Consider the following 15,159-nt stretch of genomic DNA (forward strand, 5'->3'; position numbering starts at 1 on the left):
ACCGGGCCCCGTCCGCGGAGCAGCGGACGTCAACATTGTCGGTGGTGGCGGATACCGTGCGCCCGCCATGACTACTCAGCTCACGTTCGACGAACTGGGCACCCCGCTGCGCGAGGTCACCTTCGTCGTGTTCGACCTGGAGACCACCGGCGGGCGGGCCGACGGTGACGCGATCACCGAGATCGGCGCGGTGAAGGTGCGCGGCGGGCGGGTGATCGGCGAGTTCGGGACGCTCGTCGACCCCGAACGCGGCATCCCGCCGCAGGTGGTGGCCCTGACCGGGATCACCGAGCTGATGGTGACCGGCGCGCCGCGGCTCGGCACGGTGCTGCCCGCGTTCCTCGAGTTCGCCGCCGGGGCGGTGCTGGTGGCGCACAACTCCGGCTTCGACGTCGGTTTCATCAAGGCCGCCTGCGCCCGCCACGGGTACCCGTGGCCCAAGCCGACCGTCGTCTGCACGGTGAAGCTCGCCCGTCGGGTGCTGAGCCGGGACGAGGCGCCGAGCTGCCGGCTGTCCGCGCTGGCGCACCTGTTCGGGGTGTCCGTGCAGCCGAACCACCGGGCGCTGATCGACGCCCGCGCGACCGTCGAGGTGCTGCACCACCTGCTGGAGCGGGTCGGGTCGGTCGGGGTGCACTCGCTGGAGGAGCTGGTCGCCTACCTGCCCGAGGTCACGCCGGCGCAGCGGCGCAAGCGGACGCTCGCCGCCGACCTGCCGTCCACTCCCGGCGTCTACCTGTTCCGCGGACCGTCCGAGGAGGTGCTGTACGTCGGCACGGCGTCCGACCTCCGGCGGCGCGTGCGGCAGTACTTCACCGCAAGCGAGGGTCGGAAGCGGCTGCGGGAGATGGTCTCGCTGGCGGTACGGGTGGACGCGGTGGAGTGCTCGCACCCGTTGGAGGCGGAGGTCCGGGAGCTGCGGCTGCTGACCGCGCACAAGCCGGCCTACAACCGGCGTTCCAAGAACCAGGGGCAGGCGTGGTGGCTCGTGCTGACCGAGGAGGCGTTCCCGCGCCTCTCCGTGGTCCGCACGCCCCGGGACGGCGCGCTCGGGCCGTTCCGGTCGCGGAGGCTCGCCGAGGCGGCCCTGGAGGCGATGTTGGAGGCCGTGCCGCTGAGGGCGTGCTCCCTGCGCATCCCGGCGCGCAACGCGTCCGCCACGCCGTGCGCGCTGCTGGAGTTGGAGCGGTGCAAGGCGCCGTGCGCGGGACGGCAGTCGGTGGACGAGTACTCCCCCGCCGCCGAGGCGTTCCGGCGGCTGGTCGGCGGGGCGGACGTGACGCCCCTGCACGGGCTCACCGCGCAGATCGACGCGCTGGCCGCCGCCCACCGCTTCGAGGACGCCGCCACCCGCCGTGACCGCATGTCGTCGTTGGTGCGTTCGCTGGATCGGGCGCAACGGCTCGCCGGCCTGGCCGCGCTGCCCGAGGTGGTGGCGGCGCGGCCCGACGGGTCCGGCGGGTGGGAGTTCGCCGTGGTGCGGCACGGGCGGTTGGCCTCGGCCGGGGTGGCGCGGCGCGGCGTGCGCCCGATGCCGGTGGTGGACGCGCTGGTGGCGTCCGCCGAGACGGTGATCCCGGGTGACGGTCCGCTGTTCGGCGCGCCCGCCGAGGAGGTCGGCGTGGTGCTGCGGTGGCTGGACCGGCCGGGCACCCGGCTCGTGCACTGCGAGCAGCCGTGGAGCTCGCCCGCGTTCGCCGCCGGTGCGTGGCGCGACTGGGTGGCGCGGGCAGAGGCCGGTCGCGACCAGTACCGGATGGCGGGCCACTAGCATGTGGGCGGTCGATACCCCGACGACTTGTGGAGGACCGCTGTGATCACCGCGATCGTGCTGATCCAGGCCGCCGCCGAGAGCATTCCGGACGCGGCGCAGGCGATCGCCGACATCGAGGGCGTCACCGAGGTCTACTCGTGCGCCGGCGACGTCGACCTGATCGCCCTCGTCAAGGTCGCCAAGCACGAGGACCTCGCCGACCTGGTGCCCGGCCACATCTCCAAGGTGCCCGGCGTGCTGAACACCGACACCCACATCTCGTTCCGGTCGTACTCGAAGCGCGACACGGACGCGGCGTTCGCCATCGGCCTCGACGACGCCTGACCGCGTGGCCCGCTGACCGTGTGACCCGGTAACCGCGTGCCCGACTGACCGCGTGCCCGACTGACCGCGGCTGCGAAGCACGCGCCCCGGCACGGCCGGCGGTTCAGCGCTCGCGCCGGAACCACCCGTCGAGCGCGGTGAAGTCGGCCGCCGTCAGGCCCTGCCGCGGGTCGACCCGGTGCAGCAGCGCGCCGCCCCGGTGGTGCGCGGCCACCCACCTGCGGTCCGCGTCGGTGATCTCGTCGTCCACCCACGCGAAGCGACGACCGTCCGCCCAGTCGACCAGGGCGCGGGTCTTCCAGTGCAGGCCGGCGGGCTCGTCGTCCTCGGACGGCTCAGGCCACGCCACCACCGGGAGCGGCGGTAGACCGAGCCGCGGCGCGACGGCCTCGTTCGCCTCCTCCAACCACGTCGTCGCCCAGACCAGCTCGCACGCCAACGCGGCCAACCTCGGCCCGTGACCGGGGTCGACCCTGGTCAGGAGCGGGTTCGCCGCGGCCGTCCCGTGAGTCGGGTATCCGGAACCGCCGAACGGGATGAGCGGTCCGTCCACGTCGAGGAAGAGCAGCGGACGCCGGTCCAGGCTGGGCACCGCCGCACCCTAGCCCGCACACAGCCCTTCACACGCGAAGAGGCCCCGCACCGGGCAGGTGCGGGGCCTCTCCGACAGACGAACGATCAGTCCTCGGGCTGCGACGGCTTGCCGGCCAGCTCGCCCGCGGGCTTGTTCTCGCCGGTCATGGAGTCGGCCGAGACGCCGCGCGCGGCACGCGCACGGGCCAGGGCTGCGGTCTCCTCCGGTGCGTCCGGGGTCAGGAAGCTGCCCGGAACCGGGTGGCCCGCCGAACCCAGCTTGTTCATCTTCTTCGGCACCGGAGCACCCTGGTACTCCAGGGCCAGCGGGTGGCCGTGCTCGTCCACCGGGCCGAGCGGCTGGTGGACCTCGATGAACTCGCCGTGCGGCAGGCGCTTGATGATGCCCGTCTCGACACCGTGCTCCAGCACCTCGCGGTCCGCGCGCTGCAGACCGATGCAGATGCGGTAGGTGATGAAGTACGCCATCGGTGGCACCAGGAGCATGCCGATCCGGCCCATCCACGTCATCGCGTTCAGCGAGATGTCGAACTTCATCGCGATGATGTCGTTGCCGCCCGAGAGCAGCAGCACCATGAAGTACGAGATCGCCATCGCACCCAGCGACGTCCGGACCGGCACGTCGCGCGGGCGCTGCAGCAGGTTGTGGTGCGCGTAGTCCTTGGTCAGCTTGCGCTCGATCCACGGGTACACCGCGGCGAGACCGGTCAGCAGCGGCAGGCCCAGGAGGAACGGCAGGAACGCCGCCGGCACCGTGTAGTTGCCCAGGTACAGCTCCCACGCGGGCCACAGCCGGATCAGGCCGTCGGTCCAGCCCATGTACCAGTCGGGCTGCACGCCCGCCGACACCTGCGCCGCGTTGTACGGGCCGAAGTTCCAGATCGGGTTGATCTGGAAGATGCCGCCCATGATCGCGGTGACGGCCACGACGATGGCCAGGAAGCCGCCGCCCTTGGCCGCGAACACCGGCATGATGCGGACGCCGACGACGTTGCTCTCCTTGCGGCCCACACCCGGGAACTGCGTGTGCTTCTGGTACCAGACCAGGCCGAGGTGCACCGCGATGAGCGCCAGGATGATGCCCGGGATCACCAGGATGTGCAGCGTGTAGAGCCGCGGGATGATCTCCATCCCGGGGAACTCGCCGCCGAACGCCAGCCAGTTGATCCACGTGCCGACCACCGGGAACGAGATCAGCAGCGCCGCCATCACGCGCAGGCCCGTACCGGACAGCAGGTCGTCGGGGAGCGAGTAGCCGAGGAAGCCCTCGATCGCGCCCAGCATGAACAGCACGATGCCGATGACCCAGTTGATCTCACGCGGACGCCGGAAGGCGCCGGTGAAGAAGATCCGGAACATGTGCACCACGATCGCGCCCATGAACAGCAGGGCGGCCCAGTGGTGGACCTGGCGCACGAACAGGCCGCCGCGCACCTCGAACGAGATGTGCAGGGTCGACTCGAACGCCCGGGACATCTCGATGCCCTGGAGGTTCACGAAGCTGCCGTTGTAGACGACCTCCTCCATGGAGGGGTCGAAGAACAGCGCCAGGTAGGTGCCCGACAGCAACAGGATGATGAAGCTGTACAGCGCGATCTCGCCGAGCAGGAACGACCAGTGGGTCGGGAACACCTTGTTCAGCTGTCGCCGCACGCCACCGGCCATGTGGTACCGGTCGTCAGCCCACTTCGCGGTGCCACCCGCGGCGCGGGAAATCAGGCCCTGCCGTTTCGTCGGCGTGGTGATTCCGCTCATGACTTACGCTCCCAGAACGCCGGACCCACAGCCTCGATGAAGTCGCTGCGGGCAATCAAGTATCCGTCCTCGTCAACCGTGATGGGAAGCTGCGGGAGGGCACGAGTTGCCGGACCGAACCGCGGCTTGGCGTAGTGGAAGACGTCGAACTGCGACTGGTGGCAGGGGCAGAGCAGCAGGCCGGTCTGCTGCTCGTACAGCGAGGTCGGGCACCCGAGGTGCGTGCAGATCTTCGAGTACGCGTAGAAGTCGCCGTAGTTGAAGTCCTCCTGGCCCGCCCGCTTGACCACCGGCTGGTTCGGGCGCAGGCGGATGAGCATGACCGGGCTGTCGGCCCGCTTCAACGCGTGGACCAGGGCTTCTTCGTCCTCACGCTCCGACTCGCGGAACGGGAACACCGTTTCGAAACCGCCGGCGTCCAGGTCCTCCGGACGCACCAGCGCGACCTCGTGGAAGTTGCCCGTGTGCCGGCGCAGGTAGACCTTCTCGCCGTTCTCGGACTTCCACGCGGTGTGCCACAGCGAGTCCTTCGAGTCGCTGTCCGCCCACGGGTTCTTGATCAGACCGCCGAGCGGGACGGCAGTGACGCCCAGGCCGAGCACGCCGATGCCGAGACCGGCGGTCTTCTTGATGAGCCCGCGACGGCCCAGGGTGGAGCGCTCGCCCGCGTCGGCCAGCTCGGCGATGATCGTGGCCTTGTCGACCTCGCTCGACCCGCCGTCGTGGCGCTGCTGGACGGCCAGCTCCTCCGGGATGAACTTCTTCGTGTACAGCAGGGCGCCGATGCCGACGGCCAGCACGGACAGGCCGAGCGTGAAGCCGATGACCGGCGTGTACAGGCTGTACAGGAGGTGGTTGGTGGAGTGCGGCGCCTCGTACTTCCACGGCCACCAGATGAACGCGACCAGGAACGCGAGGCCGGAGAGCGCGGAGATCAGGAACCACAGCGCGACCTGGCGCTCGGCGCGCTTCTCCGCGCGGGTGCCCTTGACCGGCCAGCGGTCCTCGTAGTGGACCAGCTCGACGCCGTCCATGCCGGCACCGAGCTTGACCAGCTCTTCCCGGCTCATCCCGGCGAGTTCCGCCTCGTCGGGCAGCTCGTTCGGCTTCACGCCGCTCATGCCTTGGCTCCGATCCAGAGGGTCACGCCGATCAGGGCGGCGATACCCACGATGAACGCGATCAGACCCTCCGATACCGGCCCGAGGCCGCCGAGGGGGGCGCCGCCGGGGTTGTTGTTCCCGTCGGTCACCGACTTGATGTAAGCGATGATGTCTTCCTTCTCCTCCGGCGTGAGCTGCCGGTCGGAGAACTTCGGCATGTTCTGCGGACCCGTGAGCATCGCGGTGTACAGGTGCTCTTCGGACACGCCGTCGAGCTCGGGTGCGAACTTGCCGGACGACAGCGCCCCGCCGCGACCGGTGAAGTTGTGGCACGCCGCGCAGTTGAGCCGGAACAGCTCACCGCCTCGGGCCGGGTCCTCGCCGCGCAGCGCCTCGCCGCGCTCCTCGGGGGTCTGCGGGCCGCCGCCGCGGGACTGGATGAACGCGCCGAGCGCGTCCACCTCCTCCGGCGTGAACTTGGCGGGCTTGCGCTGGGCCTGCGCCTCCTGGCGCGCCATCGGCATGCGGCCCGAGGACACCTGGAAGTACACGGCCGCCTCGCCGACGCCGATGAGGCTGGGGCCGCGGTCCTGGACGCCGTCCAGGTTGCTGCCGTGGCAGGTGATGCAGGCGTTGTTGTAGAGCTGCTCGCCCAGTCGCACCTGCGCCGGGTCGTCCTGCGCCTGGGCGGTCTGCGGCTGCGGCGCGAGGGCGCTGAACAGGAAACCGGCGGCCAGCAGCGCGAAGCCCAGCGCGAGCAGACCCGAGATCCGCCTGCGCAGCTTCGTGCCGCGCTTCCGGGCCCGTGTGGTGTTGGTGGTCATGTGTGCGGCAACCCTTGCTGGTGTGAGTTCGGGGTTCGAGCTGGTCAGGGCACGATGTAGATGATGGCGAACAAGCCGATCCAGACGACGTCGACGAAGTGCCAGTAGTACGACACGACGATCGCGGAGGTTGCCTGCGCGGGCGTGAACTTGCTCAGCTTCGTGCGAACCAGCAGGTAGCCGAACGCGATCAGACCACCGATCACGTGCAGGCCGTGGAAGCCGGTCGTCAGGTAGAAGACGGTGCCGTAGGCCGAGGCCGGGATGGTCGTGCCCTCGCTGACGAGGGTCACGTACTCACCGGCCTGGCCGGCCACGAAGATCGCACCCATGATCAGCGTCACGATGTACCAGCGACGCAGACCGAACACGTCACCCCGCTCGGCCGCGAACACGCCCCACTGGCACGTGAACGAGGAAGCCACCAGGATGATCGTGAAGAACAGTGCGTAAGGCACGTTCAGGTGGGTCGGCTCTGGTGGCCAGTGCCCCTCGTTCTGGGCCTTCACCGTGAAGAACATGGCGAAGAGCCCAGCGAAGAACATGAGCTCACTGGACAGCCAGACGATCGTGCCGACGCTGACCATGTTCGGTCGGTTCAGCGAGTGCACGCGCTGGCCGATGGAGGGCGCTGCCGTTGTCACACGACGCATTATTGCTTGCAGGATTTCGCTCCGCCCATCGGGTCCGGGGCACGTCCGCAGGTCATCTGGGTCACACGCGCGGTGAGGACGTCATGGGGTTGTTGAGCCGGTTGCGTGATCGCGTCGCACGGCGGGGTGTACGCGCACTGGAGATCGATTCACCGGGGCTGGCGGTGGTGGTCGAGGCGTTCGACCTCGCGGAGGCCGATTCGGCCGCGCTGGCCCGGTCGCCGGGGTGGCGGGCGGACCGGGACGCGGTGCTGCGGCACCACCTCGACCTGCCGCCTGACCAGGTGGAACGCGCGCGGGAGCTGCTCGCGCAGGACGGCTGGGAGCTGCGTTTCGAGGGGCGCTGGCACGCGTTGCGGGTGCAGCGGCTGGACGCGTTGCACTGCGCCCAGGAACGGGCCCGGATGGCGGGCCTGGCGCAGCGGCTGGGCGGTGACTGGATCGGGTGGGACGCACTGCAAGTCGCGGGGAGTGGGCCGGATAACATCTTCGTCACCTCGCACCCCGACCCGGAGGACCGCGCCGATGAGCACGCAGACGACCAGGATCCTGGTGTTCAGCCACCGCCCCGAGGTGCGTGAGACGATCATCACTGCCGTGGGCCGCCGTCCCGCGCCCGACCTGGGTCGCGTCGACTACGTCGAGGTGGGTTCCGTCGCCGACGTCCTGTACGAGATGGACCGGGGTGGCGTCGAGCTGGCGATCCTGGACGGCGAGGCGCAGCCGACCGGCGGCATGGGCCTGTCCCGGCAGCTGAAGAACGAGATCACCGACTGCCCGCCGATCGTGGTGGCGGTGCGCCGCAAGGACGACCGGTGGCTGGCGACGTGGTCCCAGGCGGACGCGGTGCTGGTGCACCCGCTCGACCCGCTGGCCGCCGCCGAGACCGTGGCCGAGGTGCTGCGCTCGACGGTGCTGCCGGTCGTCCGGGGCTGAGGACGCTGTGGAGCAGCGCACCTGGCCGCTACTGCTGAACCGGCTCATCGACCGGGTCGACCTGTCCCAGGACGACACGGCCTGGGCCATGGACCAAGTGATGTCCGGCGCCGCCACCCCGGCCCAGATCGCCGCGTTCGCGGTGGCGCTGCGGGCGAAGGGCGAGACGCCCGAAGAGGTCGACGGCATCGCGACGATGATGCTCAGCCACGCCCGCCGGTTCACCGTCGAAGGACGTGCCGCGGACATCGTCGGCACGGGTGGTGACAACTCCGGGTCGGTGAACATCTCGACCATGGCGGCGATCGTCACGGCCGCCGCAGGCGTGCCCGTGGTGAAGCACGGCAACCGCGCGGCGTCGTCGCAGTGCGGCACGGCGGACGTGCTGGAGGAGTTGGGCGTGGCCATCGGGCTGCCGCCGCTGGGCGTGCAGCAGACCGTGGCGGAGCTGGGCATCGGCTTCTGCTTCGCCCGGGTGTTCCACCCCGGTTTCCGGCACGCGGGCCCGCCCCGGGCGGAGATCGGCATCCCGACCACGTTCAACCTGCTCGGGCCGCTGACCAACCCGGCGCAGCCGAAGGTCGGCCTGGTCGGGTGCGCGCGGGTGGCGTTCGCCCCGCTGGTCGCGGGGGTCTTCGCGCGTCGGGGCAACACGACGCTGGTCGTGCGCGGTGACGACGGGATGGACGAGATCACCACGACCACCACCACGTCGGTGTGGGTGGTGGACGGCGGCGAGGTGCGGACGGACCGGATCGACCCGTCGGCGCTCGGTATCGCCCCGGCGCTGCCCGAGGACCTCAAGGGCGGTGACGCCTCGTTCAACGCGGAGGTCGTGCGCGGTCTGGTGGCCGGGAAGCCGGGTGCGGTGCGGGACGCGGTGCTGCTCAACGCGGCCGGCGCCCTGGCGACGCACATCGGGCTGTCCGGTGACCTGCACGCGGACCTCGCGAACGCGATGGGCCGGGCCGCCGAGGCGATCGACTCCGGCGCGGCGTCCGACCTGCTGCGGAAGTGGGCCGCGCGCTCGACCGAGCTGATGGCGACCCTCTCGGACGCCTGACCGCCACACCGACCACCGGCTCCGGTGTGACCGCGCCGCTGTGCACAATCCGCGGGGCGGGCCCCGCTGTGCACACCCCTCGGTACCAGGTCGGAGACGACGGCCACCTTTTCACCACGGGGTAACGGCGGCCGGTCATGCTGTGACCATGCTCTACACGGTGATGAAGCGAGTGGTGGCGCCCACGGCGCGGCTGGTCTACCGGCCGACCGTCGAGGGCCTGGAGAACGTCCCCGCCGACGGTCCGGTGATCCTGGCCCCGAACCACCTGTCGTTCATCGACAGCATCGTCATCCCGATGGTCGTACCGCGCCGCGTCTCGTTCCTCGCCAAGGCCGAGTACTTCGAGGGCAAGGGCGTCAAGGGAGCCCTCTCCCGGTACTTCTTCGGCTCCCTGGGCCACGTTCCCGTCCGCCGCGGCCTCGGCAGGGCCGCCAGGGCGTCCCTGGACACCGCCACGGGCATCCTGGCCGAAGGCGGCGCGTTCGCCATCTACCCCGAGGGCACGCGCTCGCTGGACGGCCGGCTGCACCGCGGTCGCACGGGCGTCGCGCGGATGGCGCTGGAGTCCGGCGCACCCGTCGTCCCGGTCGGCCTCATCGGCACCGACAAGATGCAGCCCGTGGACAGCAAGGTCCCGCGCATCCGCCCGGTCACCATCCGGTTCGGCGCGCCGCTCCGCTTCGACCGCTACGCGGGCATGCACGAGTCGCTGCCGGTGCTCCGCTCGGTCACCGACGAGATCGTCTACCGCATCCTGGAGCTGTCCGGCCAGGAGTACGTGGACACCTACCAGACCTCGAACGCGGCCTGACCCCGGGAACGAAAACGGGGGCCACCCCGAAAGGTGGCCCCCGTCGAAAGTCGACGTCAGTCGTGGTCCGGACCGGTGTGGTACTCGAACACCAGGCCGCCGACGGCGATCAGCACCATCACGACCGCGATCACCAGCAGCCAGATGTGCCAGAACGCCAACGCCAGGCCGGCCGTCGCGGCAGCCGCCGCCAGGCCGATCGGCCAGTAGCTGCCGGGGCTGAAGAAGCCCAGCTCGCCGGCGCCGTCGCTGACCTCGGCGTCCGCGTTGTCCTCGGGCCGCACCTCGATGCGCCGGGCGACGAACCGGAAGTACGTGCCGACGATCAGCGCCAACCCGCCGGACAGCGCGAGCGCCACCGTGCCGGTCGGCTCGACGAAGCCGGTGTCCGCCCACGTCCAGTAGCCGTACACGACGGCCATCAGGAACGAGAACGCCATCACCAAGTCAAAAATGCGTGCTTCGACCTTCATCGCAGCGTCCTCCTACTTCCCGCCGCCGGACGCCTCGCGGACGGTCCGGTCGGTGTCGAAGGGCCTGGTCGTCACGGCGTGCGGCGTGCACAGCTCGCCGCAGTCCAGCTCGGTCAGCGCCTGAGCGGCCGTGTACGGCTGCCCGGTCGCCGCGTTCGTCTGCTGCCGCAACTCGATGTAACGGTCGAAATCAGCCGACTCCAGCGCCCTGACCTCGAAGTTCATCACGGCGTGGTACACGCCGCACAGCTCGGCGCAGCGACCGACGAACGACCCGGTCCGGTCGATCTGGTCGATCTGGAACGAGTTGTCCTGGTTGTTCTTCTCCGGCTCGGGGAAGACGTCCCGCTTGAAGTGGAACTCCGGCACGTAGAACGAGTGGATGACGTCGGTCGACCGCAGGTTGAACCGGATCGACTTGCCCTGCGGCACCACCAGGAGCGGGATCTCGCCGGACGAGCCGACGGTGCTCACGGGCAGGCTCGCGGCCTCGGTCTTGTACTGGGGGTACTGGAACTCCCAGTTCCACTGGAACGCGATCACGTCGACCGTGACGTCGGGCGCCTTGGACTTGTCCGTGACGTAGTTCTGCGTCACCGCCGTGAAGTAGAACAACACCGCGACGATGATCGTCGGAACGACCAGCAGCACGAGCTCCAGCGGCAGGTTGTAGGCGACCTGGCGGGGCAGCTCTTCGCTCTTCTTGCGGTGGAACGCCACCGACCAGAGGATCAAGCCCCACACGATCACGCCGACCGCGAGCGCCGCGACGACCGACCACGTCCACAGCTCGCGCATCGCCTCGGCCTGCGGCGTCACGGCCACCGGCCAGCCGAAGCGCAGCACCTCTTCCGTGGAGCAACCCGTGGCCCCGACGCCGACCAGGCCGACCAGCCCGCCGACCTTCGCCAGCCGGGCTGCCCTGGTGCCCTCCTTCAGGCCCACTGCTCGCCGCCTCCTCGTTGCCTTCGACCGCTACTCACAAGCTCGCAGGCAGGGGTGCAATTCACCCCATGCCGGATCATGCGGGAGCGTAGCCCAGCGCACGGCGCGTCACCCCTCGGGGGCCGTACCCGCGCAGTGCAGTTTCGGTCACACACCCACCCCCCGGCATACTGGACTCTTCTCCACACGACACGAAGGGTGTTTACGGCGTGTGCGGCCTGGTAGGACTGGTTTGCCCTGGTGAGATCGAGGCCCAGCGGGCGCGCTCGGCGGTGGCTGGGGCACTGCGCTGCCAGCGGCACCGCGGCCCCGACGAGAGTGGCACCTGGCAGGGCGGTGAGGTCGTCTTCGGCTTCAACCGCCTGTCCATCATCGACATCGAGCACTCGCACCAACCCCTGCACTGGGGTCCGCACGACCAGCAGGGTCGGTACGCGATCCTGTTCAACGGCGAGATCTACAACTACGTGGAGCTGCGCGCGGAGCTGACCAAGCAGTTCGGCGCGGTGTTCGCCACGGACGGCGACACCGAGACGATCGTGGCGGCCTACCACTACTGGGGCCCGGCCGCGGTCGGCCGGCTGCGCGGCATGTTCGCGTTCCTGATCTGGGACAAGGCGCGCCGGGTGGTGTTCGGCGCGCGCGACCCGTTCGGCATCAAGCCGCTGTACTACGCGGTCGGTCCGGGCGGTGTGGCGTTCTCCAGCGAGAAGAAGTCGGTGCTGGAGCTGGCGCCGACGATCGGCATCACGCCGAAGGTGGACCTGAAGGCGCTCCAGCACTACCTGATCCTCCAGTACGTGCCGGAGCCGGAGTCGTTGCAGACCGGCGTCCACCGCATCGAGTCGGGCACGTCGTTCACGGTCACGCCGGGTGGCAAGCCGGTGGTGGAGCGCTACTTCCCGGCCACGTTCCGGCCGCGCGCGGTGCGCGGCGACGCGGACGAGAACCGGCTGTACGACGAGATCACCGAGGCGCTGCGCGACTCGGTTGCCAAGCACATGCGCGCGGACGTGACGGTCGGCTCGTTCCTGTCCGGCGGCATCGACTCGACCGTGGTCGCGGCGCTGGCCAAGGAGCACAACCCGGACCTGGTCACGTTCACCACGGGGTTCGAGCGGCAGGGCTACTCGGAGATCGACGTGGCCGCCGAGTCGGCCGCCGCGATCGGCGTGAAGCACGTGGTCCGGGCGGTGACGGCGCAGGAGATGATGGAGTCCCTGCCGCTGATCACCTGGTACCTGGACGACCCGGTGGCGGACCCGGCGCTGGTGCCGCTGTGGTTCATCGCCCGCGAGGCTCGCCAGCACGTGAAGGTCGTGCTGTCGGGTGAGGGCGCGGACGAGCTGTTCGGCGGTTACACGATCTACCGCGAGCCGCTGTCGCTGGCGCCGTTCGAGAAAGTGCCGGGCGCGCTGCGCAAGGCCATGGGCAAGGTGTCCACGAAGATCCCTCAGGGCGTGCGCGGCAAGGACCTGCTGCGGCGTGGCGCGCTCACGCTGGAGGAGCGCTACTACGGCAACGCCCGGATCTTCATGGACGACCAGGTCCAGCAGGTGCTGCGCACGTACAACCCCGAGGTGTCGCACAAGGACGTGACGGCGCACGTGTACCGGGAGTCCGAGGGCTGGGACCCGGTGACGCGGATGCAGCACGTCGACCTGTTCACGTGGCTGCGCGGCGACATCCTGGTCAAGGCCGACAAGATGACGATGGCGAACTCGCTCGAGCTGCGGGTTCCGTTCCTCGACCCGGAGGTGTTCCGGATCGCGTCGCAGGTGCCCTCGGAGCTGAAGCTCACGAAGGAGACCACCAAGCACGCGCTGCGCCGGGCGATCCGCGACATCGTGCCCGCGCACGTGCTGAACCGGCGCAAGCTGGGCTTCCCGGTGCCGATCCGGCACTGGCTGAAGGACGAGATGCACGACTGGGCGGTGGAGCACGTGCGCCAGTCGCAGACCGACCAGTACATCGACAAGAACGCGGTGCTGCGGGTCATCGAAGAGCACCGGTCGGGTGTGGCGGACCACAGCCGGCGGATCTGGGCGCTGCTGGTGTTCATGATCTGGCACGGGATCTTCGTGGAGGGCCGGATCCGCCCGGTCGTGCCCGAGCCGCACTACCCCGTCAAGCTCTGACGCTGTCCACTGCGAAGGCCCTCGACACACGTGCCGAGGGCCTTCGCCGCGTCACCGACGACCTTGCCCTCCATGATCCGAGTCACGTCACCGACGAGCTTGGTCAGGTGCTCCTTGCTGCGGGTCAGCTGCTCGATCCGGGCCTCGATGGACGACAGTTCGCCGGTCAGCATCTCCAGCAGCGGAACGCAGCCCGCCTCGTCCTCGGGTAGCTGGACGTCCTGGTCGAACGCGTGCGCGAGCACCAGCCGGACCAGCCGGACGTTCAGGCCGGAGTTGATGAGGCAGCGGACGCTGCGCACGCGTTCCACATCGGACTCCTCGTAGACGCGGTAGCGGCTTTCCGTTCGCTGCGGCGTCAGCAGTCCGTGCTGGTCGTAGTAGCGCAGCATGCGCACCGTGGCGCCGGTCTTCTCCGCGAGCTCCCCGATCAGCACTTATTCCCACCCCTGCCGTAAAGAGCCTTCGATCACGCAACCTTGACCCTGACGTCAGTGTCACACTTTAGCGTCGTCCCCGTGATCGCCTTCATCCTGATGCTCAGCGCTTTTGCCGTGGGGACGTCCGAGTTCATCATCGTCGGCGTCCTGCCCGAGGTCGCCGCGGACCTCGGCGTGGACGTGCCGACCGCGGGCCTGCTGGTGACCGCTTACGCCGTCTCGGTCGCCGTGGGCGGTCCGGTGCTCACCGTGTTCACCGGGCGCATCGCGCGCCGCACGCTCCTGATCTCCGTCATGGCGCTGGCCTTCGTGGCGTCGGTGGCCAGCGCCTTGGCGGACGACTACGCGTTGCTCATGGTCGCGCGCATGGTCGCCGCGCTGGCCCAGGGCCTGTTCTTCGCGGTGGCCTCGCAGATCGCCATCGCCGCCGTGCCGCCGGAGAAGCAGACCGCGGCCATCGCCAAGGTCGTCAACGGTGTCGCGCTGTCCACCATCCTCGGCATCCCGCTGGGCACGCTGATCGGCCAGAACTACGGCTGGCGGGCGTCGTTCGTGCTGGTGGCGGCGTTGACGGCGATCGGTTTCGCCGGTGTCGTGCTCGGCACGCCGAAGGTCGCGCACCAGCCGGACCCCGGTGTGCGGGCCAGCCTGTTCGCGTTCGGCCGGCGGACCGTGCTGCTCGGCCTGGCCACCACGGTCCTGTCGTTCACCGGGCTGATCACCGCGTTCACGTACGTCGCGCCCGCGCTGCGCGAGGTGACCGGGTTCGAGCCGGGCTGGGTGACCGGTGTGCTGCTCGTCTACGGCGTGGGGACGCTCGTCGGCAGCACGCTGGCGGGCAAGGTACCGATGCACAGCATCGCCCGCGTCCTGCCGATCCCGCTGGGCGTGCTCGGCGTGATGCTGCTCGCCCACGGTCCGATGCTGGGGAGCAAGGTGGGCGCCGTGGTGAGCGTGTTCGTGCTCGGCGCCAGCGCGTTCACCGCCGGTCCGCTGGTCCACACGTACCTGATGGGGCAGGCGGGTTCGGCGGCCGGGTTGGTCGCCTCGGTGAACATCTCCGCGTTCAACGTGGCGGCGGCGCTGGGCCCCGTGCTCGGCGGCGCGGTGCTCACCGGCGGACTCGGCCTCCAGTGGGTCGGCACCGTCGGCGGCGTGTCGACCGTCCTCGGCCTGGCGGTGGCCCTGGTGCTCGGCAAGGTGACCGCGCGTCTGGCGACCCCGACCCCGGTGCCGCTCGCCGCGCACGTGTGAGCTGGGCCGGACGAGCAGCTACCGTCCGGTAGGGCTTTTGTCAAGCGATTTGCACGCTTACGGTCGCGT

15 protein-coding genes and 1 pseudogene are annotated in these 15,159 nt (G+C 70.0%); 8 read left to right on the plus strand and 8 right to left on the minus strand.

Translation table 11 applies throughout. The features are described from left to right. The first annotated feature begins 67 nt into the window (after positions 1-67). Together OQ02_RS05845 and OQ02_RS05850 are read left to right on the plus strand one after the other, a co-directional pair. Positions 68-1,771 carry a DEDD exonuclease domain-containing protein gene (locus OQ02_RS05845; RefSeq protein ID WP_033437216.1) on the plus strand — a complete coding sequence of 568 codons (1,704 nt, stop codon included), beginning with the start codon at positions 68-70 and terminating at the stop codon, positions 1,769-1,771. Positions 1,772-1,813: 42 nt separating this feature from the next. Continuing rightward, a complete protein-coding gene (locus tag OQ02_RS05850; protein WP_033437217.1) occupies positions 1,814-2,098 on the plus strand; it encodes an Lrp/AsnC family transcriptional regulator in 285 nt (94 codons plus the stop codon). A 103-nt stretch (positions 2,099-2,201) separates the two neighbouring features. On the opposite strand, the gene OQ02_RS05855 is transcribed toward OQ02_RS05850, so the two are convergent. The 5 genes from OQ02_RS05855 to ctaE all read right to left on the minus strand — a co-directional run bounded on the left by OQ02_RS05855 (position 2,202) and on the right by ctaE (position 7,027). Further along, on the minus strand, positions 2,202-2,690 hold the full coding sequence (locus tag OQ02_RS05855) for an HAD domain-containing protein (protein WP_033437218.1): 489 nt from the start codon (positions 2,688-2,690) through the stop codon (positions 2,202-2,204). A gap of 86 nt (positions 2,691-2,776) precedes the next feature. Continuing rightward, positions 2,777-4,447, minus strand: coding sequence for a cytochrome bc1 complex cytochrome b subunit (gene qcrB / locus OQ02_RS05860; protein ID WP_033437219.1), 1,671 nt, complete (start codon positions 4,445-4,447; stop codon positions 2,777-2,779). After that, entirely contained in the window at positions 4,444-5,568 is a 1,125-nt protein-coding gene (gene qcrA, locus OQ02_RS05865) for a cytochrome bc1 complex Rieske iron-sulfur subunit (protein WP_033437220.1), read from the minus strand. The genes qcrB and qcrA overlap by 4 nt, the downstream gene beginning before the upstream one ends. After that, entirely contained in the window at positions 5,565-6,374 is an 810-nt protein-coding gene (gene qcrC / locus OQ02_RS05870; RefSeq protein ID WP_033437221.1) for a cytochrome bc1 complex diheme cytochrome c subunit, read from the minus strand. Before qcrC ends, qcrA begins: the two co-directional genes overlap by 4 nt. Positions 6,375-6,418: 44 nt before the next feature. Further along, positions 6,419-7,027, minus strand: coding sequence for an aa3-type cytochrome oxidase subunit III (ctaE, locus tag OQ02_RS05875; RefSeq protein ID WP_081915417.1), 609 nt, complete (start codon positions 7,025-7,027; stop codon positions 6,419-6,421). A gap of 83 nt (positions 7,028-7,110) precedes the next feature. Here ctaE and OQ02_RS05880 point away from each other — a divergent pair. From OQ02_RS05880 to OQ02_RS05895, 4 genes and pseudogenes are all read left to right on the plus strand, one after another. After that, a pseudogene (locus OQ02_RS05880) lies at positions 7,111-7,503 on the plus strand (hypothetical protein); the annotation flags it as partial. 49 nt (positions 7,504-7,552) lie between these two features. Then, a complete protein-coding gene (locus OQ02_RS05885; protein WP_033437223.1) occupies positions 7,553-7,963 on the plus strand; it encodes a chemotaxis protein CheY in 411 nt (136 codons plus the stop codon). A 7-nt stretch (positions 7,964-7,970) separates the two neighbouring features. Then, a complete protein-coding gene (trpD, locus tag OQ02_RS05890) occupies positions 7,971-9,026 on the plus strand; it encodes an anthranilate phosphoribosyltransferase (RefSeq protein ID WP_033437224.1) in 1,056 nt (351 codons plus the stop codon). A gap of 148 nt (positions 9,027-9,174) precedes the next feature. Then, the gene (locus OQ02_RS05895) at positions 9,175-9,840 is read left to right on the plus strand and encodes a lysophospholipid acyltransferase family protein (RefSeq protein ID WP_033437431.1); all 666 of its coding nucleotides are present in this window, start codon (positions 9,175-9,177) and stop codon (positions 9,838-9,840) included. A 56-nt stretch (positions 9,841-9,896) separates the two neighbouring features. Here the strand turns inward: OQ02_RS05895 and OQ02_RS05900 are convergent, their stop codons facing one another. Continuing rightward, complete coding sequence (locus tag OQ02_RS05900; RefSeq protein WP_033437225.1) at positions 9,897-10,313, minus strand: cytochrome c oxidase subunit 4; 417 nt, start codon at positions 10,311-10,313, stop codon at positions 9,897-9,899. A gap of 12 nt (positions 10,314-10,325) precedes the next feature. Next, positions 10,326-11,258, minus strand: a complete 933-nt coding sequence (gene ctaC, locus OQ02_RS05905) for an aa3-type cytochrome oxidase subunit II (protein WP_197043223.1) — start codon at positions 11,256-11,258, stop codon at positions 10,326-10,328. Between the two features lie 209 nt (positions 11,259-11,467). Here ctaC and asnB point away from each other — a divergent pair, with 209 nt between their 5' ends. Next, on the plus strand, positions 11,468-13,396 hold the full coding sequence (asnB, locus tag OQ02_RS05910; RefSeq protein ID WP_033437226.1) for an asparagine synthase (glutamine-hydrolyzing): 1,929 nt from the start codon (positions 11,468-11,470) through the stop codon (positions 13,394-13,396). Here the strand turns inward: asnB and OQ02_RS05915 are convergent. Then, positions 13,378-13,833 carry a MerR family transcriptional regulator gene (locus tag OQ02_RS05915; RefSeq protein ID WP_051771911.1) on the minus strand — a complete coding sequence of 152 codons (456 nt, stop codon included), beginning with the start codon at positions 13,831-13,833 and terminating at the stop codon, positions 13,378-13,380. The two genes, asnB and OQ02_RS05915, sit on opposite strands and share 19 nt — an antisense overlap. 81 nt (positions 13,834-13,914) lie before the next feature. Between OQ02_RS05915 and OQ02_RS05920 the strand changes: the two genes are divergently transcribed. Continuing rightward, positions 13,915-15,090 (plus strand): MFS transporter, encoded by a 1,176-nt coding sequence (locus OQ02_RS05920; RefSeq protein ID WP_231499890.1) that lies wholly within the window; start codon positions 13,915-13,917, stop codon positions 15,088-15,090. Positions 15,091-15,159: the final 69 nt, after the last annotated feature.

This window comes from Saccharothrix sp. NRRL B-16314 (assembly GCF_000716595.1).
Taxonomy (GTDB): Bacteria; Actinomycetota; Actinomycetes; order Mycobacteriales; family Pseudonocardiaceae; genus Actinosynnema.

Coding starts and splice junctions, on each gene's coding strand:
- OQ02_RS05845 (WP_033437216.1), top strand. CDS start 68: ATGACTACTCAGCTCACGTTCGACGAACTGGGCACCCCGCTGCGCGAG.
- qcrB (WP_033437219.1), bottom strand. CDS start 4,447: ATGAGCGGAATCACCACGCCGACGAAACGGCAGGGCCTGATTTCCCGC.
- qcrA (WP_033437220.1), bottom strand. CDS start 5,568: ATGAGCGGCGTGAAGCCGAACGAGCTGCCCGACGAGGCGGAACTCGCC.
- qcrC (WP_033437221.1), bottom strand. CDS start 6,374: ATGACCACCAACACCACACGGGCCCGGAAGCGCGGCACGAAGCTGCGC.
- ctaE (WP_081915417.1), bottom strand. CDS start 7,027: ATGCGTCGTGTGACAACGGCAGCGCCCTCCATCGGCCAGCGCGTGCAC.
- OQ02_RS05885 (WP_033437223.1), top strand. CDS start 7,553: ATGAGCACGCAGACGACCAGGATCCTGGTGTTCAGCCACCGCCCCGAG.
- OQ02_RS05895 (WP_033437431.1), top strand. CDS start 9,175: ATGCTCTACACGGTGATGAAGCGAGTGGTGGCGCCCACGGCGCGGCTG.
- OQ02_RS05900 (WP_033437225.1), bottom strand. CDS start 10,313: ATGAAGGTCGAAGCACGCATTTTTGACTTGGTGATGGCGTTCTCGTTC.